We start from the raw sequence: 18,667 nt of genomic DNA, 5'->3' as shown, positions 1-18,667 counted from the left end.
CCGTTCGTATCAGTGTTTGAATACGCGCCTTGCCAAAAGGAGAGTTTATCATGAGTCTGGATATCGCCCAGATTGCCCTGCATCAGCTAATTAAACGTGACGAACAAACGCTGGAAATGGTGTTGCGTGATTCCCTGCTGTCGACCAATGCGGCAGTCGAAGAGATGATGGCTGAATTGCATCGCGTCTACAGCGCCAAAAGTAAGGCCTATGGGTTGTTTAATGAGCAAAGCGAGCTGGCGGATGCGCTGCGGGCTTGTCGCAAAGAGGATGAGGACTTTCTGAGTTTCTCACGTGCCGCAACTGGGCGGTTGCGTGATGAGCTGGCGAAGTACCCGTTTGCCGAAGGCGGTATTGTGTTGTTCTGCCAGTATCGTTATCTGGCGGTCGAGTATTTACTGATATCGGTACTCAATAGCTGCAACAGCATGCGAGTTAATGAACAGTTGGATATCAGCACCACGCACTATCTGGATATCAATCATGCCGATATCGTGGCGCGTATCGATTTGACGGAATGGGAAACCAATCCAGAATCTACGCGTTATCTGACGTTCCTTAAAGGCCGTGTTGGGCGCAAAGTGTCTGACTTCTTCATGGATTTTCTGGCCGCGTCAGAAGGGCTGGACACCAAAGCACAAAACCGTGGCTTGCTGAAAGCGGTCGATGAGTATTGTGACGAAGCGCAGTTAGATAAAAACGAGCGCCAGAATTATCGTCAGCAGGTGTATAGCTACTGCAATGAACAGTTGCAGTCCGGTGAGGAAATCGAGCTGGCATCGCTGTCGCAGGAACTGCCACCGCTGGGCGAGAAAACCTTTCAGCAGTTTTCAGCCGATCAGGGTTATGAGCTGGAAGAGAGCTTCCCTGCCGATCGCGGGACATTGCGCCAGTTGACCAAATTTGCTGGCAGCGGCGGCGGCATCAGCCTGAATTTTGATGCGCTATTGCTCGGTGAGCGAATTTTCTGGGATCCGGCGACGGATACGTTGACGATTAAAGGCACGCCGCCGAATCTGCGCGATCAGTTACAGCGTCGGACAAGCAGCGGTAAGTAGTCGGCACCAGAAGACGCTGCCCTTTTTCTTACTTCAGGAAAAGGGCAGTGGCTGATGACGGTTTGAAACGATAGTGACTAGAAGTATTTAAGCCAGCGGATGTCTCTGCGGCGGGCTTTTAAGCGGGCAAACGCGCGAACGGGCGAAAATAACACGACCATCAGTATCACAGTGCACACCCACAATTGCCAGACGGCGGAAAAGCCGAACCATTCTCCCTGATTTTCCCCCCAGATCGCGACAGCGGTTAAATACATACCTTTTAAAACATACAGATGCAGTAGATAGAAAAACATCGGCGCGGCACCGAAGCTCGCCAGCATCACCAGCCAGCGCTTTTGCTGCTGACGCTCGAATACGGCAAGCAGGCAAAGCCCGATGCCAAGTGTCAGACAAAGGAACAGTAGCGATGGCGGGTATTTCGTGATGTTGAAATAACTCATGAGCGTCTGTGTGATGACATCACCCTGCTGCCAGGGCTTTTCGCCATACCGATTGATGCTACGCAGAACGAAGAACAGCGCTAGCGTGATCCCAGACAGAGCGAGCAGGGCTTTCTGACGCTGAAGTGGAAATACCTCTTTTCGGTATAGCGCCCCAGCCACGTAGCCAAGTGAAATGACACCAATCCAAGGCAATACCGGATATGAAGTACGCATACGGAATGTGTCGCCGATGTCTATCCAACCGCGATCGTGCAAAATTGCCCAGGGAATGGACCAGATGGAGTCTGCGGAAGCCTGTAGAGGGTCCAGCAGGTTATGTCCGCCCACGATAACGATGCCCAGTATCAAAACCAGCCCAGCAGGGAGCCAGATCAGTGCGCTGAGGGCCAGCATGCTCATTCCGATGGCCCAGATGACCTGTAAATAAATGACCTGCGGCGGGAATTGGAATGTCCACGCGAAGTTGATTAGCGTGAGTTCAAGAAGAATAAGAATTAAGCCGCGTTGGAACAGGAAGAGGGCGGTTTGTCGGCGATCTTGCACTTTCTGATGATAAAGCGCTGCAGAAAGCCCAGTTAAAAACACAAACACGGGAGCACACAGATGTGCCAGCGTACGGTTGATGAATAGCAGGGGATCGGTACTGGTTACATCAATCGGATCGGCGAGTTGCAGGTGCAGATAAAAGGTTTCCCGCACATGGTCCAGTAGCATAAGTACCATAACCAGACCGCGCAGGGCATCGATAGCGATAAGTCGCTGTGAGATATCACGAGACATGTTCACATTCCTTTGTGAATGAATAAGTTGTTATAAAAAAAACGCCGCATAAGCGGCGTTCTTCTTTTCCGGCGTCCCGGAAAACGACTTCAGCGCAAACTAAACGCGAACGAAGTCGATGTGAGTCAGTTTTGGCTTGTAAACGTGACGTTGTACAGCCTGAACTTTAACTTTAACTTCTTTGCCATCGATAGACAGGATCACTGTCTCACCGTAGAAGCCTTCTTTCACTTCTTGGTTTTTTACTGAGTCGTGATCCAGTTCGATAGATACTGGTGCTTCTGAACCACCGTAAACGATGGCTGGGAATTTACCAGCTGAACGCAGGCGGCGGCTCGCACCCTTACCCTGACCTTGACGTGCTTCTGCTTTGATAGTAATCATTTTCTTCTCTACTTATATAAAGTAATCCTGCTACAGGCGACCCAGCAGCAGGTTGGGTTATTCAGCTTTTGCGAACAAAAGCGGGCTGAATTCTAGCGGAATATGGCGACATGGGCAAATGAATCCCCAAATTACTTAGCCGCGGAGTTCGTTGGCGCGGCGAAAGCGTCCCTGATAATCAAAGAGCTTTTCGCGTATTTGCCAGAATTTTCCATGTTTGCGGGCGACGACAAAATCAGGTGCGCGTAATAATAGCTGTTGTGCGATGACGTCAGCGGCATTGTGCCAGTTAAACGGGGTTCCCGGCGCGCGTTGGTGAACACGTAAGAACTGTTGCAGGAAAACGTGGCGCTGAGCGGTAGTGTGCAGACGAAAACGTTCGCTAACTTCGGCGCCTTCCTCATCGTGATAGGTAATCTTCAGCCATTCTCCTTTCGCATCCTGCCCCTGCTCGAAACTCATGCCGCTACAGCGTAAAACCAGCGCATCTTTCAGTTTCAACGCCGCTTTCAGCATATCGTCAGGATCGACCAATACCTCGTCACACTTGTGGCAGCGCCGCGCGGCAATATCATTTTCCGCGCCGCAGTGCGGACACACTTTAAACCGAAACCGGAAATCACACTGTTGGCGTTGGCCACTTTCTGCCATTTCCCAACCCTGACAGCGGCGGCCATAGTGTTCGATGATGTCGCCGTCCGGGGTGGTTTTCCCCCAGAATAGATTGGCAAAGCCACATTCGGGGCAGAAGACCTGTACCGGCTGGCTGCCAGCATGCGGTTTGCTGTTGCCGACTTCTGGCGTATAGAGGTCGTGCGGGTTACCGGCGTAATCCAGAATCAGGCAGTCCGTTTTTCCCGGATACAAACGTAAACCACGCCCGACGATTTGCTGATACAGGCTAACGGATTCTGTTGGGCGAAGGATAGCAATAAGATCGACATGCGGGGCATCAAAACCGGTCGTCAGCACCGCCACGTTGACCAGATACCGCAGCGATTGCTGTTTAAAGGCGTCAATCAGCGCATCACGCTCGGCCGCTGGCGTATCGGCGCTAACCAGCGCAGACTGTCCGGCCGGTAGCAAGGCCGTAATTTCTTTGGCATGTTCGACGGTGGACGCAAAAATCATCACGCCGCGTCGCGTTTGCGCATAATCGATGACCTGGCTGATGATGTGCGGCGTAATACGCTGCTGACGTTTGAGTTCGAGGTTCAGGTCGGCTTCGCTGAATAGCCCGTTGCTACGGGCGACGAGCTTACTGAAATCATATTGCACCACGGGCATATCCAGTCTGTCAGGCGGCACCAGAAAGCCGTGCTTGATCATATAACGCAGCGGCAGCTCATAGATGCAGTCGCGGAACAAACTACGTTCGTCGCCACGGATCATGCCGTGATAGTGATACTGATATATCCAGCCTTTGCCAAGCCGATAGGGCGTCGCCGTTAAGCCGAGCAGCCGCAGCTGTGGGTTAGTTTTTTGCAGGTGCTGGATGATTTGCTGATATTGGCTGTTATCGTCGTTGCTAATGCGGTGGCATTCATCAATGATCAGTAGAGAGAAGGCACCATCGAACTGGTCGAGATTACGCGCAACGGACTGCACGCTGCCAAAGACCACCTTTCCCTGACTCTCTCGCTGCTGTAGCCCTGCCGCGAAGATATCCGCTTCCAAATCCAAGGCACGGTATTTGGCATGGTTCTGCGCGACCAACTCCTTAACGTGTGCGAGCACCAGTACGCGACCACGAGCAAGCCGCGCCAGTTCAGCAATCACCAGGCTTTTCCCCGCACCGGTAGGCAAAACGATAACGGCCGGTTGGGTGTGACGGCGAAAATAGTCGAGTGTGGCGGAAACAGCCTCACGCTGGTAAGGCCGTAGTGTGAACGAGGCAGACTGTGTGAACGACATAACTAGTGCTGGCAGATTTTACTGGCGCTGGTGGTAAAGCCCGCATCGTGCGGGATAAATTTCCCGCGTTCAGACAGAAACTGTACCAGCATCGAGGCCGTCATATTTTCGGCGGAACAGGTGTGAAAACGCGCAGCGCTGCCGAAGCGGGCTTCTATCGTGCTAATCAGCTGTTCGGTGGTAAATGACTCACCGGACGCGAGCATCATTTGCAACACTTCATGACCGTGAATAGATGACATGGGGCTGTCCTTAAAATGTAAAAAATTGCCCTTATTATGCCTGTTGATAATACCTGGCGCGAGAGATAAGCAAGGGGAGCGCAGCCTGAAGGTTGGCTAAAAAGAGCAAGTTATGGATGGTGAATTGCAGGACGAGCAGGCAAAGCCCCGTTATACTACGATCTCACAATTAAGGGTCTCACGATTTGAGACTGGCAGTTATTTGAGACAGGTAGTGAGTTTTAATGCGATTGGACAAATTTTTATCCCAGCAGTTGGAAATTAGCCGCTCACTGGTAGCGCGTGAACTCCATGCAGAGCGTGTTACCGTTGATGGTGAAGTGGTAAAAAGCGGTGCGTTCAAGTTATCCCCCGAGCATAACGTTGAGTTTGATGGTAATCCGTTGAAACAACAGAACGGCCCACGCTATTTCATGTTGAATAAGCCTCAGGGCTACGTCTGTTCAACGGACGATCCCGATCATCCCACCATTCTGTATTTCATGGATGTCCCGGTGGCGTACAAACTGCACGCGGCGGGGCGTCTGGATATCGATACCACCGGACTGGTGCTGTTAACTGACGACGGGCAATGGTCGCATCGCATTACCTCGCCTAAGCACCAGTGTGAAAAAACGTATCTGGTGACGCTGGAACAGCCGCTGGCTGAGGACACCGCCGCGCAATTTACGGCGGGCGTGCAACTGCATAACGAGAAGAACCTCACCAAACCCGCTACGCTTGAGAAAGTAACAGATTATGTCGTTCGGCTGACGATTAGCGAAGGTCGCTATCATCAGGTCAAAAGGATGTTTGCGGCAGTGGGGAATCGGGTCGTTGAGCTGCATCGCGAACGTATCGGAGGCATCTATCTGGATAGCGAACTGGAACCGGGAGAATACCGGGAGTTAAGTGCTGAGGAGATCGCCAGCGTAAAATAATGCTGCATAGCATGACCTTTTTTCTTATCTGGAGTTATTAGTGCAATTACGCCGCTCTTCTCATTTCGGGCTGATTTTTATTCTCGGCCTGATTTCGATGCTAATGCCGTTAGCTATCGATATGTATTTACCTGCGTTGCCGACCATTGCTAACGAGTTTGGCGTGGGGGATGGGCATGTCCAAATGACGCTCAGCACCTATGTGCTAGGTTTTGCGATTGGCCAGATGTTCTTCGGGCCGATGGCGGACAGTCTGGGACGCAAGCCTGTGATTCTCGGCGGTACGCTGGTTTTTGCGTTTGCAGGCGTGGCCTGTGCGCTGGCACAAACGGTAGAGCAACTGATCTACATGCGTTTTCTGCACGGCGTCTCCGCTGCGGCGGCTGCGGTGGTGATTAATGCCCTGATGCGCGATATGTTCTCGCGGGATGATTTTTCTCGCATGATGTCGTTTGTCGTGTTGGTGATGACGGTCGCGCCGCTCATTGCGCCCATCGCCGGTGGCTGGTTGCTGCTGTGGTTTAGCTGGCATTCCATTTTTTGGACGATCTCTGGTGCGGCTTTTCTGGCGTCAGCGCTGATTTTCTTTTTTATCAAAGAAACCTTACCGCCCGCTAAGCGGCAGAAATTTCATCTGCGCACTACCATCGGGAACTTTGCCATCCTGTTCCGCCACAAGCGGGTATTCAGCTATATGGTGGCAAGCGGGCTTTCGTTTTGCGGCATGTTCTCCTTCCTGAGCGCCGGGCCGTTTGTGTATATCAATCTGTATGGCGTTTCTCCTCAGAATTTTGGCTACTACTTTGCCCTGAACGTCGTCTTTCTCTTTGTGGTGACGCTGTTTAACAGCCGCAATGTACGACGGTTGGGCGCGCTGGCGATGTTCCGCGCAGGGCTGGTGATCCAGTTTGCGATGGGAATATGGCTGGTGATTGTCTGCCTGTTCGATCTCGGATTCTTACCGCTGGTATTTGGCGTGGCACTGTTTGTCGGCTGCATTGCGATGGTGGCGTCGAATGCGATGGCGGTGATTCTCGATGATTTCCCACATATGGCAGGGACGGCCTCGTCGTTGGCTGGCACGCTACGCTTCGGTCTGGGCGCGATTGTGGGGGGGATCCTCTCTCTGGCCTCATTCAACAGCGCCTGGCCGATGGTGCTATCGATGGCGCTCTGTTCGATAGGCGCCTTTCTGCTTTATCTGTACGCAACTCGTTCCCCCGCGTCCTGATTTTCCCTTCTTCTCAGATGCAGGAAAGATGTTCCTGCATCTGAGTCTGTTCTCTCTGATTCCTCATATTCCTTCTTAAGGTGATACCCAGGCATAGCTTTTTGTTTTGTTAATGTAAAATATTTGACCCAAAAGTGAACAAATGGGCTAAAAAGGGTTGAGATATTAAATGGAAAAGGTTACATATAGCCGGAAAAGAAGAAAAATTCGTGATCGATTTGGCATTAATAGTCCTTGCAATCGAATCTGTTAGTCACTATCACGATATGAAAAAAGCGTGTTTGTTGTTTTTTTGTTCACTAAAAGTGGCGAGAAATGGTGTGAACACGCTACTATGATAAATATGTTACTATTTTGTGAATTATTACCTGAGGAAAACAGTAGTGGACAGTTTCCAACTTTCGGTAGTTCATCGTTTGCCGCAAAGTTATCGCTGGTTATCGGGTTTTGCAGGTATCAATGTTGAACCGATTCCGCTGAGCGGCAGAGAAGAAGAGAATAACCTGATTGGCCTCAAGCTGTTGAGCCATGACGGCGATATTGCATGGAAAATCATGCACCAATTGCATCAGTCTCTGTCTGAAATTCAGGTTGAATGCGCCGTTCTGGAATGGGAAGGCGAACCGTGCCTGTTTTTGCATCGCAATGATGAAAGCACAGCAATGTGCCGTCTGAAAAATGTTGGTGTCGCTATCGCTGAGTCTGTATCGGCACAATATCCCTTTTAAACCGCAGCGTCAGCAGATTGGCGCTGCGGTGTTCCCTCATTTATGCTGACTGCGTTTCCGCCGTATAGGATGAAAACTGTAGCAATTCGCGCGTGTAATGTTCGGCAGGGTGCGCGAATACCTGTTTGCATTCGCCCTGTTCGACCACTTCGCCCTGTCGCAACACAATAACCTGATGGCACAGAGAACGGATAACCTGTAAGTCATGGCTGATAAACAGGTAGGCGATTTTGTGCTTTTCCTGTAATGATTTCAGCAGCGCCAGAATTTGCGCCTGCACCGTTCTGTCCAGCGATGACGTGGGTTCATCAAGGATCAGCAGCTCCGGTTGCAGTATCAGGGCGCGAGCGATAGCGATACGCTGACGCTGACCACCGGAAAACTCGGAGGGATAACGGTAGCGGGTCGTGGGATCCAGCCCGACTTCCTGCATCGCCTCAATCACACGCTGATCGAGCGCCTCTTTGCTTAACTTATGATGGACGGTCAATCCCTCAGCAATGATTTGTTCCACATTCAGCCGTGGGTTCAGCGCAGAGTTCGGATCCTGAAAGACAACCTGAATCCGGTGGCGGAAAGGCAGCATTTGCTTACGGGTCAGTCCTTGCAAGGGCTGACCGTCGAACCAGATATCGCCGCGTGATTGAATCAGGCGCAGCAACGCTAATCCGGTCGTACTTTTTCCTGAGCCGGATTCCCCCACCAGACCCAGACTTTCGCCACGTCGCAAGGTGAAGTTGATATTGTTCACTACCTGCTTTTCGTCAACGGTACGGCGCAAAAGGCCGCGTTTGATGGGAAACGAAACGTGCAGTTTTTCCACCCGCAAAAGAGGTTCGCCGTCATCCGTTACCGGAAGCGGCTCGCCCGATGGTTCGGCATCCAGCAACTGGCGCGTGTAGGGGTGCTGCGGTGCGCTGAAAAGCTGCTGACAGCTATTATGTTCCACGGCCTGACCGGCTTTCATGACCGATACGTTATCTGCCAACTGGCGGACAATATTCAGGTTGTGGGTGATGAACAGTAAACTCATCCCCAGTTCCTGCTTCAGCTCGTTCAGCAATTTTAATATTTGCGCCTGAACGGTCACGTCGAGTGCCGTTGTGGGTTCATCGGCAATCAGCAAATCTGGCTGTGTCAGCAGCGCCATCGCAATCATGACACGCTGGCGTTCTCCGCCAGAAAGTTGATGCGGGAAATCATTCAATCGGCTTTTAGCCTGCCGAATACCCACGCGATCCAGACAGGTGATGACTTCGCTGCGGGCGGCCTCGGTGCGCATGCCCCGGTGGAGTGAGAGCACCTCAATCAGCTGTTTCTCAATGCTTTGCAAAGGGTTAAGCGACACCATCGGTTCCTGAAAGATCATCGCAATCCGATTGCCGCGTATCTGACGCAGTGTTTTTTCATCAGCATGTAGCAGCGATTGCCCTGCGAAGCGGATATCCCCTTGCGGATAAACCACGGGCGGGGAGGGGAGTAAACGCAACACCGATAGTGCGGTGACGCTTTTCCCCGAGCCTGACTCACCGACCAGCGCCAGCGTCTCACCCGCGTTCACCGCCAGTGAAAGCTGGTCGACAACGCGCTGCTCCTGATCGCCTTTGCGGAAGGCAATGCTGAGATTATCTATCTGCAATAAAGGTGAACTGGACATATTAATGCGCCTTGCTGGGGTCAAAGGCGTCGCGCACCGCTTCGCCGATAAAAATGAGTAAGGAAAGCACGATGGAAAGCACCATAAACACGGTAATGCCCAGCCACGGTGCTTGAAGGTTATTTTTCCCTTCCAGCAATAAAGTGCCTAATGATGGCGAGCCCATCGGCAGACCAAAGCCGAGAAAATCCAGCGATGTCAGCGTGGTAATCGAGCCGCAGAGAATAAAGGGCAGATAGGTCAGCGTAGCGACCATCGCGTTTGGCAGCATGCAGCGGAACATAATGGCGCGGTCGCTGACGCCCATCGCCTGTGCCGCACGAATATAGTCAAAGTTGCGGGTACGCAGAAATTCCGCCCGTACCACGCCAACCAGACTCATCCAGCCGAAAAGCACGGTAATGCCCAATAGCCACCAGAAATCCGGCTGAATCACGCTGGACAGCAAGATAATCAGAAATAGCGTCGGCATGCCAGACCAGACTTCGATAAAGCGTTGCCCCCATAGGTCGAAACGTCCACCGTAATAGCCCTGTGTCGCCCCGACGGCGATACCAATCACGCTGGACAGGATCGTGAGCGCCAGACCGAACAGCAGTGAGATACGGAAGCCATACATTACCTGGGCTACCACGTCTTTCCCCTGACTGTCTGTGCCCAGCCAGTTCTGCCAGTTTGGTGCAGAGGGGAAGGACGCTGTCGTGGCGTAGTTTATGGTGTCGTAGCTGTAGTGAATCAGCGGCCAGATCGCCCAGCCGTGGCTGTTGATACGTTCGGCGATATAAGGATCGCGGAAGTCAGCAGTGGTATCCAACTGCCCGCCGAACGTCCGCTCGCTGTGGTCAATAAGCACCGGCGTATAGAACTGGCCGTCATACTTAACCAGCAGCGGTTTGTCATTGGCGATCAGTTCGGAAAACAGGCTGACGATAAACAGCACCATGAAAATCCACAGCGACCAGTAACCGCGACGATTACTTTTAAAACGCGCCCAGCGCGCCTGATTAATCGGGCTTAAGCGACTCATTGGCGTCCCTCAAAATCGATACGCGGATCCACCAGCGTATAGGTGATGTCGCTGACGATATTCAGCAATAAGCCGATCAGCGTGAAGATATACAGCGTGCCGAACATGACAGGATAGTCACGTTGCAGCGTGGCGTCATAGCCCAATAGACCGAGCCCGTTGAGCGAGAACATCACCTCAATCAGCAGCGAACCGGTGAAAAACATACTGATAAACGTGGCGGGGAAGCCAGCGATCACCAGCAGCATGGCATTGCGGAACACGTGGCGGTAGAGAATGCTCTTTTCATCCAGCCCCTTAGCGCGCGCGGTAACCACGTACTGCTTACGAATCTCATCCATAAAGGAGTTCTTGGTAAGCATGGTTAAGGTGGCGAAACCGCCAATGACGGAAGCCAGAACCGGTAGCGCGATATGCCACAAGTAATCGGTAATCTTGCTGTACCACGGCAGGGTATCAAAATTGCTGGAAACCAGCCCTCGAAGCGGGAACCAGTCCAGATAACTGCCGCCTGCGAACAGCACAATCAAAATGATCGCAAACAAAAACGCGGGAATGGCATAGCCGATAATGATTAACGTGCTGCTCCAGGTATCGAACGGTGTGCCGTTCTTCACGGCTTTTTTGATGCCAAGGGGGATCGATATCAGGTAGACGATCAACGTACTCCACAGCCCCAGTGTAATCGAAACCGGCATGCTCTCCTTAATGAGTTGCATCACCGAAGAGCCACGGAACAGGCTGTCGCCGAAGTCAAAACGCACGTAATCCCACAGCAGTTTAAAATAACGTTCATGGATCGGCTTATCGAAGCCATAGCGCTTGGTGATTTCCTCGATAACTTCCGGGTCAAGCCCGCGCGAACCCCGGTAAGCGTTCTCGATGTTGGGTGCGCCGCTGGTGCCTGTTCGTGCCATTCCGGCATCCATCCCACTGCTAGCTGTATAACCGCTGCCGTGGCCCATTTCAATTGCCGCGATGGCTTGATCTACCGGGCCGCCGGGGGCAATTTGCACAATGAAGAAATTAATCGTGATGATCGCCCACAGGGTTGGAATGACCAGCAAGAGGCGGCGTAACAGATACGTTCCCATTTTGATTCCTTAACGTCGCTCTGCGGGCAGCGTAGCCGCCTGTTTGGTGTCGAACCACCAGCCATCAAAACCAAGCGAATAGGCCGGGCGTACAGCAGGCATGGCAAACTTGTTCCAATAGGCGAAACGGTCATGATTGGAATACCACATCGGGATCATGAGCTGATTCCAGGTCAAGATCCTGTCCAGCGCGCGGCCTAATGACAGCAGGGGGACTTTCTGCCCTTGATGCTTAACGATTTCCTCGATGAGCGAATCAATCGCGGGATCGCTGACGCCCGGTCTGTTGTATGTCGAATCGATATACTGTGAGCTCCAGCGGATTTGCAGGTCGGCACTGGGGTAGAGAAACGCGCTGTACACCGTAGCCGTCATATCAAAATCCCGCTTACGGATGCGGTTGTTGAACTGCGTGCTGTCGATGTTACGTACGTTCATGGTGATGCCCAGCTTTTTCAGGCTCTGCTGAAAGGGCAGGACATACTGCGAGTTGCCAGCGCTGGGCAATAGCAGTTCAAATGTAAACGGCTGTCCGGTTTTGCTATTGACCAGTTTTTGATCTTTCAATTCCCAGCCAGCCTCTTCCAGCAGTTTGAGTGCCTTCAGCCAGTTTTGTCGATCATAACCGCTGCCATCGGAGGAGGGCGGTTGATAGCTGGGGCCAAAGACCTCGGCTGGCACCTTGTCCTTCAGCGGTGTCAACCATGCCAGTTCTTCTGCACTGGGTTCGCCTTTAGCGGCATACTCCGTATTCTGGAAATAGCTATCGGTACGTTGATAGGCGTTGTAATACAGAGCCTTGTTCATCCAGTTGAAGTCAAATGCCAGCGCTAACGCCTGACGCACGCGTCTATCCTGAAACAGCGGTCGCTGGATATTGAATGCCAGCCAGCGCGTATCCTGAGCGGATTGGTTGACCTGATCCTGTTTGATGATGTAGCCGCGCGCAAAGTTGCCGCCCTGATATTGTGTCGCCCAATGCTTTGGCGAGCCTTCTTCACGCAGATCGAAAGCTCCAGCTTTAAAGGCTTCCAGGGCAACGCTGTCGTCGAGATAGTAGTCGTAGCGGATTTTATCGAAATTGTACTGGCCTTTATTTACTGGCAAGTCGGCACCCCAATAGTCTTTCACACGAGAATAGGTGACATATTGTCCGGTACGATAGGCGGTGATGCGGTAAGGGCCGCTGGCAGGTGGCGGATACGATAGCGGATCGCTGAGTTTATGATTCTTCCAGAATTTCTCCGGCATGATGGGCAATGTCATCAGACTGAACATGCGGTTTTTGTCGGATACGGGAAAATCGAAGCGTACGGTCAGCGGTGCAACGGCCTTGGCGGTGACATCTTTAAAATAGATGCGAAACTGCGGCACACCCTGCGTCATAAACATATTGTAGGTAAACGCGACGTCAGCAGCGGTGATTGGTGAACCGTCATGAAAGCGGGCTTTGGGATTCATCTCGATTTCAATCCAGCGGAAATCCGCCGAATGACGTGTCGTCAGGGCGACCAGCGGATAATAACTGCCGGGTTCGTCATCAGAGGAAACAAAGAGCGAATCGTAGAGGCGTTCAGTACGTGCCGCTGCCACGCCACGTAGCGCGTAACGGTTGAAATTGTCAAAGGTACCCAGTGAGCTGAGAGTGATGCTACCGCCTTTGGGAGCATCAGGATTGACGTAATCAAAATGGCTGAAGTTCTCGGCATATTTGGGTTCACCCAAAAGTGCAAAGCTGGTGCTGTTTTCAGTCGTCTCGGCATACGCCCCAAGATGGGCCGTGCAGAGCAATACGGCAGCGATAACGCGCTTTAACATCTGACGGTAATCTCCTGCGAGTGGACGTTATCTGGTTGGGCGTCGTTTGATGCAGACATGCCATACCGTAACATCAACAATGCCGATTTCCTCGGCATAAAGTTCTTGAAATAATTAACATTCCCATCGGGAAGCTGCGTGTTTTCTTTTTATCATGAAATCAGGTGATAAACCTACCTTAATCACGGCCTGTTAATGTTTCAGGTTGTTGAGTCAGTCATATTTTGCGCAGTATGCCGCAGAAGGGGAGGAGCTCGGTGGTATTCGGGGGAAAAGCAGGCATAAAAAAACGTAGGGAATGTTTTTCAACGTTGCGTAGCAACGGCCTGTAGGGTGATGGACAAGGATGTCCATCATAAAAAAACGCCGCTTATAGTGATAAGCGGCGTTGATGTCGTCTGGTTTCGTTGGCTAACAGCAAAGTTCTTTTACTAACAAAACAATATCACAGCAAGGGAGAGATATTGTTTAGCTGGTTTTTCCTTTACTCAGGACACGGCGTCCTTCCTGATAACGCTTATTCCAGTAGTCTTCGGTCATCTTGGAAATGATGACACCACTGCTGGTTGACGCATGGACGAACTGATCGTTGCCAAGATAAATGCCAACGTGGCGGCCGGTTGAACCTGCACGGAACAGAACAAGATCGCCAACGCGCAATTTGCTGCGCTGAATTTGCTGGCCCATCTCTTGCTGTTCATAGGTTGAACGCGGTAAATCCATACCAAACTGTTCGCGGAAGGTGCGCTGAACGAAAGCTGAGCAGTCAATGCCACGGCGACTATCACCGCCTAAACGGTAACGAACACCTTTCCAGCTGGCATATTGGTTGAGTAACTTGGACTTGATGTCCACGTTACGAACCAGTGCTTCAAATTCATCCTGAGAGGCTTGCAGTAAAAGACCATCTTTATCATTAACTGCATGCATATCAGTTTGAGCTTTACTGTTGTATGCACTATTACTTCCACAGGCGGAGAGCATCATTGCTACCGCGACGGCAGGCACTGCCCGCCAGATATATCTCAGAATCGGTTGAGACTTGACCATTATTGTTATGTTCCCTTGCTGTCCTTAACGATAAATATCGCTATGTAGTATCCCCATTTCACTGGGGTATAAATGCCAAACGAAAACGAGACTCAGACTAAATCAGAGTTTCTTCTTAGCCAAACACTCATCGGCGAAAGTGTGCCGGAATGCACATTATTTCTCTTGCCGCTGGTAGTTCAGTGTGCGCTAAAAAGCAAACTTGAACGAGACTACCGTAACAGCAGCAGGATTGCGAGCAGTTTTAACTATTTTATTTATAAGATTTAATGATGTGTTCAGCTAAAAAATGTCGATGTAAAAAATCTGAAATCATGTGAATTTATACTGTCGATTTTTTAGGTAATAGTCGGTTTAACAGGGCAATAGCGGCATCGCTTGCTGGCGTTAATAGCCACCAGCTTAGCCCGACCAGAACAACCGAGAACGAACCAACGGCAATATCGGTAAACCAATGTGCACCAATCATGATGCGAGGCAATGAGAAAATCGCCATGATGGTCAGACCGATAGCGAAAGCGGTGCGGGTAAAATAACGCAGCATAAACGCAGCAAAGATCATCAGCATCATGCCGTGGTCGCCGGGGAAGCTGTCCGATGAAGCATCTTTGGTTGGAATACCAGTTAAATCCGAAACGCGGTTGACGTCACTAAAATAGAGCGTCGGGCTGGCGTGTTGCACCGGTAATAAATGTCCTGCCTGATTCAGCACGACGGCAGTTAACAGCATGACAAAACCGAGGATCAATAAACGGCGACGTTCTGTGGGCGTAGCTTTTAGATAAAACGACAGATACAGCAACCCCATCGCAACGAGCGCACAGCCGTCAAACGCGCGGTTATTAGTAATCGCAACCAGATGTAAAAACGTCGGGCTATCAACCAAGAGGCGGTTGAAATAGAAAAAGATATGGCTGTCGAGCGTGAGCCAAAAACCATGATTTTCCGGTAGATACCAGGATAAAAACAGGCCGATGCCCAATACATTGAGCATTAAAATAGAAGAAAAACGAGCAAATGACATAAGGCAAAACATCCAAACAAAGACGAAAAAACTCCAGTTTACTCTACGTTAGTTAAACGAGCCTTTAACAACGAGGCTTGTAACGTATTCCATTCTGCTGGTGTTTCATTAATGACTTCGATACGGCTATCAATCGGTGCCGCCGATCGGGTTTCTATATGAAGATCGTGTCCCTGACGGTTCACGACGAGCGTCCCTTCCTTTATACGCATTACCCCTTTAACCCGACTCACGGGAGAAAGGCGAACCCAGTCCAGCAGCGCGGCGGTATCAAAAGCGGTTTCAGGTGCGAATATCCAGCCGCAGGCGTGGTAGCCCTGTCCCTGATTGAGAGAGCGGCGCCAGGGTTGCCCACCCGGTAATTGCAGCGCGGCCAGGCCATTTTTTGGCTGATGCGCATGGTGATGTGCACCGTCCGGCAGTTCGCGCATGTTATATCTAGGCTGATCCAGCAGTTGCCAGCCAATGTTTCCCTGACTCGCCTCGATAATTTGTCGACCGCCGCCGCTTGCCTGCTGCCACTGCTGCAAGGCCGCGAGATCGTCGGCGGTATAAGTATCGCGCTTGTTGGCGATAATAATGTCAGCGGCGGCAAGCTGATCGCGGAAGTTCTCATTTTCCGTATAGCGAGTATCACTCAATTGACGCGCATCCAGTAGGCACAGCGTAGCCTGTAATGTCAGCCAGGGCTGATAGATATCACTCGTCAGCAAGGAGAGAATTTGTTTCGGGTGGCCGAGCCCCGTCGGTTCGATGAGCAACCGATGAGGCTTTTTCTGTTGCAGCAGCATATTCAGGCCAACCTGCATCGGCAAGCCGTTCACGCAGCACATGCAGCCGCCGGGAATCTCTTTCAGGACGGCACCGCTGTCCGCCAGTAACGCACCGTCAATGCCCACTTCGCCGAATTCATTGACCAGCACCGCCCAGACTTCGTCCTCAGGCTTTTGCGACAGAAGATGACGAATCGTGGTGGTTTTTCCACTACCCAGAAATCCCGTAATCAAATTGACTTTCGTTAGCATGGCAGGCTCCTAATGCGGGGAGGGTTGACGTGTGCCGGATTGGTCATCCGGCGACAAGTATTGTGCGGAAAGCACAATGTAGACTGTTAGTCTGCGCGGCCCATGTAGCGACGTTCTGGAATATGAATGCGGATCTTTTCACCTGCGCTCAGATATTCTGGAACAGGGATAACCAGACCAGTGCTCATGGTCGCAGGTTTGTTGCGCGAACTGGCTGAAGCACCTTTAATGCCCGGTGCCGTCTCAACAATTTCCAGATCGACCGTCTGTGGCAGTTCCAGCGCGATGATTTGGCCGTCCCAGCTCAATACCTGAATCCCCGGCATGCCGCCTTCAGGGATAAACAGCAGCTCTTCTTCTATTTGATCTTTTTTGAAGAGGTAAGGAGTGTAGTCCTCATCATCCATAAAGACATACTCATCGCCGTCAATATAGGAAAAAGTAACCGTGCGGCGCGTCAGCGTGATGGTATCGATAATGTCGTCGCCTTTAAAACGTTCTTCCACTTTCAAACCCGTGCGGACATCAGAAAAACGCATTTTGTACAGCGTGCTGGCTCCGCGGGCGCTAGGGCTCTGGACGTCGATGTCCTTTACCAGCAATAACTTGTCGTTATAGTTAACGACCATTCCGCGTTTAATCTCGTTCGCTCTTGCCATAAAAATTACCTGCTATAAAGGAGTGTGATTTTTGTGGCGACACGTTACTCGCGCCGGAGAATTCAGGCAAGCATAAGATACGTGGTCTTATATTGGTTTTTGGTAGAAGGGCTGTTATGGTGGCGCTCTCTACTTCTTGTCAGCCCACCGGAGAGCCTGCTGATGGACTGTCGCCCCCATTGCGGTGCCTGCTGTATCGCGGCATCGATTTCAACGCCGATGCCGGGTCTGCCGCACGGCAAACCTGCAAACACGCCCTGTATTCATCTTGATGACGCGATGCGCTGCGGGCTGTTTCATTCTCCACTGCGGCCTGCGGTTTGCGCGGGGCTGAAGCCGCGCGCCGATATGTGTTTCAGCCATCGTGATGAGGCGATGATTTATCTGCTAAAACTGGAAGCCGACACCGCCCCTTAACGTGCGGCGATCAGGCGTCTTTGATGCGCCACATACAATAGATAGAGCCAACGATCATCAGCAGCGCGAAGAAGAAGACGGCGTGATAGTTCCAGATTTCAGCAACAATTCCAGCCAGTGAGCCGGAGATGATCCAACCAACGCGCGTGGTATTGGTAAATAGCGTGGTGGCAGCGCCTGCCTGTCCGGGCATCAAGTCCTGAAAGTAAAGCATGCCGATTCCTGCCAGAATACCGATGAAAATGGCGTTCAACGCTTGTAACGCCAGCAGCGCTATTTCGCCATCAAGAACCAGTAAGCCGCCGAAGAACAGCAAACCAGAGGCAACGGCAAGCCGCATCAGGAAACGTTTACCGAAGCGTTTGGCAACGTAGCCCGCAATCAGCATCACCGGAATTTCCAACCCTGCGGCCACACCCATCATGATACCTGCCAGCTTTTCCGGCAGATGCAGCTCATGCACCAGATACAGCGGCATATTAATGAGGTAAATGCCGTTGCAGGTCCACATCAAGGTACAGGCTACGAACAGCAAGAGCGTGTCCCTACGGTTGCGGCGCGGTGATTCCAGCGTGGAAGTGGTCTTTTCCACGGCTTTGGGCATGGAAGGCAGAAAGAGTTTGACCAGAATGCCGCACAAGATAAAGACGACAGCGGCGGTCAGGTACATCGTTGTGAAGCCGAATCCCAGTGCCAGCGCAAAGGCGATAGGCGGGCCGACAACCCAGGCGAGAGAAATTTGCGCGCGGAGGATGGAGCTGAACATCGCTGCTTCACGACCGGTTTTATCCGCGTGCTCTCGCGCCAGTGCAAAAAGCTGTGGGTTCGCGGTCGAGCCAAAGCTGCTCAGCAACACGCCGATAAAGAGCAGAATAAAGTAGTTACGGTTCCATGCAAACAGCATGCAGGCCAGTGCGCCTAACAGACAGCAGACGAAGATCAGTGATTTGCGATCGCCCTGACGGTCCGAACGCGTAGCCAGCATTTGGCTGACGACAATGCCGATAACCGCGCTGCCGGTATAAAACATCCCGACTAAGAAAGGACGAGCCTGTACTTCGCTGGAAAGAAAGAGGCTGAGCGTAGGAAGTTGCAGGGCTCCGGCCGTTCCGGTCAGGAAGGCTATAACTAAAAATGCTGACGATGTCAGGTCGAGCGGACGTCGCGTTGTGTTTGCAGGAGTGAACATAAAT

The 18,667-nt window shown here is 51.7% G+C and carries 18 protein-coding genes; 5 read left to right on the top strand and 13 right to left on the bottom strand.

The features are described 5' to 3' along the window. The first annotated feature begins 50 nt into the window (after positions 1-50). Entirely contained in the window at positions 51-1,058 is a 1,008-nt protein-coding gene (yejK, locus tag BUB06_RS18135; protein ID WP_039475607.1) for a nucleoid-associated protein YejK, read from the top strand. A gap of 77 nt (positions 1,059-1,135) precedes the next feature. Here the strand turns inward: yejK and BUB06_RS18130 are convergent, their stop codons facing one another. The 4 genes from BUB06_RS18130 to BUB06_RS18115 all read right to left on the bottom strand — a co-directional run bounded on the left by BUB06_RS18130 (position 1,136) and on the right by BUB06_RS18115 (position 4,824). Continuing rightward, complete coding sequence (locus BUB06_RS18130) at positions 1,136-2,284, bottom strand: acetyltransferase domain-containing protein (protein WP_039475608.1); 1,149 nt, start codon at positions 2,282-2,284, stop codon at positions 1,136-1,138. 99 nt (positions 2,285-2,383) lie between these two features. Next, a complete protein-coding gene (rplY, locus tag BUB06_RS18125) occupies positions 2,384-2,668 on the bottom strand; it encodes a 50S ribosomal protein L25 (protein ID WP_010277411.1) in 285 nt (94 codons plus the stop codon). 135 nt (positions 2,669-2,803) lie between these two features. After that, positions 2,804-4,582 (bottom strand): DNA repair helicase RadD, encoded by a 1,779-nt coding sequence (locus BUB06_RS18120; RefSeq protein ID WP_039475612.1) that lies wholly within the window; start codon positions 4,580-4,582, stop codon positions 2,804-2,806. Positions 4,583-4,584: 2 nt separating this feature from the next. Beyond that, positions 4,585-4,824: a YecH family metal-binding protein gene (locus BUB06_RS18115; protein ID WP_039475615.1), complete on the bottom strand. Its 240-nt coding sequence runs from the start codon at positions 4,822-4,824 to the stop codon at positions 4,585-4,587. 224 nt (positions 4,825-5,048) lie between these two features. On the opposite strand from BUB06_RS18115, the gene rsuA reads away from it, so the two are divergent. The 3 genes from rsuA (at position 5,049) to BUB06_RS18100 (ending at position 7,703) form a co-directional block, all read left to right on the top strand. Next, positions 5,049-5,744, top strand: coding sequence for a 16S rRNA pseudouridine(516) synthase RsuA (gene rsuA, locus BUB06_RS18110; RefSeq protein ID WP_039475616.1), 696 nt, complete (start codon positions 5,049-5,051; stop codon positions 5,742-5,744). Positions 5,745-5,784: 40 nt separating this feature from the next. Further along, on the top strand, positions 5,785-6,975 hold the full coding sequence (locus BUB06_RS18105; RefSeq protein WP_039475619.1) for a Bcr/CflA family multidrug efflux MFS transporter: 1,191 nt from the start codon (positions 5,785-5,787) through the stop codon (positions 6,973-6,975). A 383-nt stretch (positions 6,976-7,358) separates the two neighbouring features. After that, on the top strand, positions 7,359-7,703 hold the full coding sequence (locus BUB06_RS18100; RefSeq protein WP_010294807.1) for a YejG family protein: 345 nt from the start codon (positions 7,359-7,361) through the stop codon (positions 7,701-7,703). 40 nt (positions 7,704-7,743) lie between these two features. Here the strand turns inward: BUB06_RS18100 and yejF are convergent, their stop codons facing one another. From yejF to yeiP, 8 genes are all read right to left on the bottom strand, one after another. Next, entirely contained in the window at positions 7,744-9,360 is a 1,617-nt protein-coding gene (gene yejF, locus BUB06_RS18095) for a microcin C ABC transporter ATP-binding protein YejF (RefSeq protein WP_010294805.1), read from the bottom strand. A 1-nt stretch (position 9,361) separates the two neighbouring features. Next, positions 9,362-10,387, bottom strand: a complete 1,026-nt coding sequence (locus BUB06_RS18090; RefSeq protein WP_039475622.1) for an ABC transporter permease — start codon at positions 10,385-10,387, stop codon at positions 9,362-9,364. Next, positions 10,384-11,481, bottom strand: coding sequence for a microcin C ABC transporter permease YejB (locus tag BUB06_RS18085; RefSeq protein WP_039475625.1), 1,098 nt, complete (start codon positions 11,479-11,481; stop codon positions 10,384-10,386). Before BUB06_RS18085 ends, BUB06_RS18090 begins: the two co-directional genes overlap by 4 nt. Positions 11,482-11,490: 9 nt before the next feature. Then, entirely contained in the window at positions 11,491-13,299 is a 1,809-nt protein-coding gene (locus BUB06_RS18080) for an extracellular solute-binding protein (RefSeq protein ID WP_039475630.1), read from the bottom strand. A 468-nt stretch (positions 13,300-13,767) separates the two neighbouring features. Continuing rightward, positions 13,768-14,349 carry a bifunctional murein DD-endopeptidase/murein LD-carboxypeptidase gene (gene mepS, locus BUB06_RS18075; RefSeq protein ID WP_010277383.1) on the bottom strand — a complete coding sequence of 194 codons (582 nt, stop codon included), beginning with the start codon at positions 14,347-14,349 and terminating at the stop codon, positions 13,768-13,770. A gap of 322 nt (positions 14,350-14,671) precedes the next feature. Further along, entirely contained in the window at positions 14,672-15,373 is a 702-nt protein-coding gene (locus tag BUB06_RS18070) for a phosphatase PAP2 family protein (protein WP_039475632.1), read from the bottom strand. A gap of 38 nt (positions 15,374-15,411) precedes the next feature. Next, positions 15,412-16,398, bottom strand: a complete 987-nt coding sequence (locus tag BUB06_RS18065) for a CobW family GTP-binding protein (protein ID WP_039475634.1) — start codon at positions 16,396-16,398, stop codon at positions 15,412-15,414. Between the two features lie 86 nt (positions 16,399-16,484). After that, entirely contained in the window at positions 16,485-17,057 is a 573-nt protein-coding gene (gene yeiP / locus BUB06_RS18060) for an elongation factor P-like protein YeiP (RefSeq protein WP_010277377.1), read from the bottom strand. A gap of 162 nt (positions 17,058-17,219) precedes the next feature. Between yeiP and BUB06_RS18055 the strand changes: the two genes are divergently transcribed. Next, positions 17,220-17,474: a hypothetical protein gene (locus BUB06_RS18055; protein WP_010294776.1), complete on the top strand. Its 255-nt coding sequence runs from the start codon at positions 17,220-17,222 to the stop codon at positions 17,472-17,474. Positions 17,475-17,484: 10 nt separating this feature from the next. Here the strand turns inward: BUB06_RS18055 and setB are convergent, their stop codons facing one another. Then, positions 17,485-18,663 (bottom strand): sugar efflux transporter SetB, encoded by a 1,179-nt coding sequence (gene setB / locus BUB06_RS18050; RefSeq protein ID WP_029367301.1) that lies wholly within the window; start codon positions 18,661-18,663, stop codon positions 17,485-17,487. Positions 18,664-18,667: the final 4 nt, after the last annotated feature.

The organism is Pectobacterium carotovorum (genome assembly GCF_900129615.1).
GTDB lineage: Bacteria > Pseudomonadota > Gammaproteobacteria > Enterobacterales > Enterobacteriaceae > Pectobacterium > Pectobacterium carotovorum.
This window is presented reverse-complemented; position numbering and strand designations above follow the sequence as displayed.

Coding starts and splice junctions, on each gene's coding strand:
- yejK (WP_039475607.1), top strand. CDS start 51: ATGAGTCTGGATATCGCCCAGATTGCCCTGCATCAGCTAATTAAACGT.
- BUB06_RS18130 (WP_039475608.1), bottom strand. CDS start 2,284: ATGTCTCGTGATATCTCACAGCGACTTATCGCTATCGATGCCCTGCGC.
- rplY (WP_010277411.1), bottom strand. CDS start 2,668: ATGATTACTATCAAAGCAGAAGCACGTCAAGGTCAGGGTAAGGGTGCG.
- BUB06_RS18120 (WP_039475612.1), bottom strand. CDS start 4,582: ATGTCGTTCACACAGTCTGCCTCGTTCACACTACGGCCTTACCAGCGT.
- BUB06_RS18115 (WP_039475615.1), bottom strand. CDS start 4,824: ATGTCATCTATTCACGGTCATGAAGTGTTGCAAATGATGCTCGCGTCC.
- rsuA (WP_039475616.1), top strand. CDS start 5,049: ATGCGATTGGACAAATTTTTATCCCAGCAGTTGGAAATTAGCCGCTCA.
- yejF (WP_010294805.1), bottom strand. CDS start 9,360: ATGTCCAGTTCACCTTTATTGCAGATAGATAATCTCAGCATTGCCTTC.
- BUB06_RS18090 (WP_039475622.1), bottom strand. CDS start 10,387: ATGAGTCGCTTAAGCCCGATTAATCAGGCGCGCTGGGCGCGTTTTAAA.
- BUB06_RS18085 (WP_039475625.1), bottom strand. CDS start 11,481: ATGGGAACGTATCTGTTACGCCGCCTCTTGCTGGTCATTCCAACCCTG.
- BUB06_RS18080 (WP_039475630.1), bottom strand. CDS start 13,299: ATGTTAAAGCGCGTTATCGCTGCCGTATTGCTCTGCACGGCCCATCTT.
- mepS (WP_010277383.1), bottom strand. CDS start 14,349: ATGGTCAAGTCTCAACCGATTCTGAGATATATCTGGCGGGCAGTGCCT.
- BUB06_RS18070 (WP_039475632.1), bottom strand. CDS start 15,373: ATGTCATTTGCTCGTTTTTCTTCTATTTTAATGCTCAATGTATTGGGC.
- BUB06_RS18065 (WP_039475634.1), bottom strand. CDS start 16,398: ATGCTAACGAAAGTCAATTTGATTACGGGATTTCTGGGTAGTGGAAAA.
- yeiP (WP_010277377.1), bottom strand. CDS start 17,057: ATGGCAAGAGCGAACGAGATTAAACGCGGAATGGTCGTTAACTATAAC.
- BUB06_RS18055 (WP_010294776.1), top strand. CDS start 17,220: ATGGACTGTCGCCCCCATTGCGGTGCCTGCTGTATCGCGGCATCGATT.
- setB (WP_029367301.1), bottom strand. CDS start 18,663: ATGTTCACTCCTGCAAACACAACGCGACGTCCGCTCGACCTGACATCG.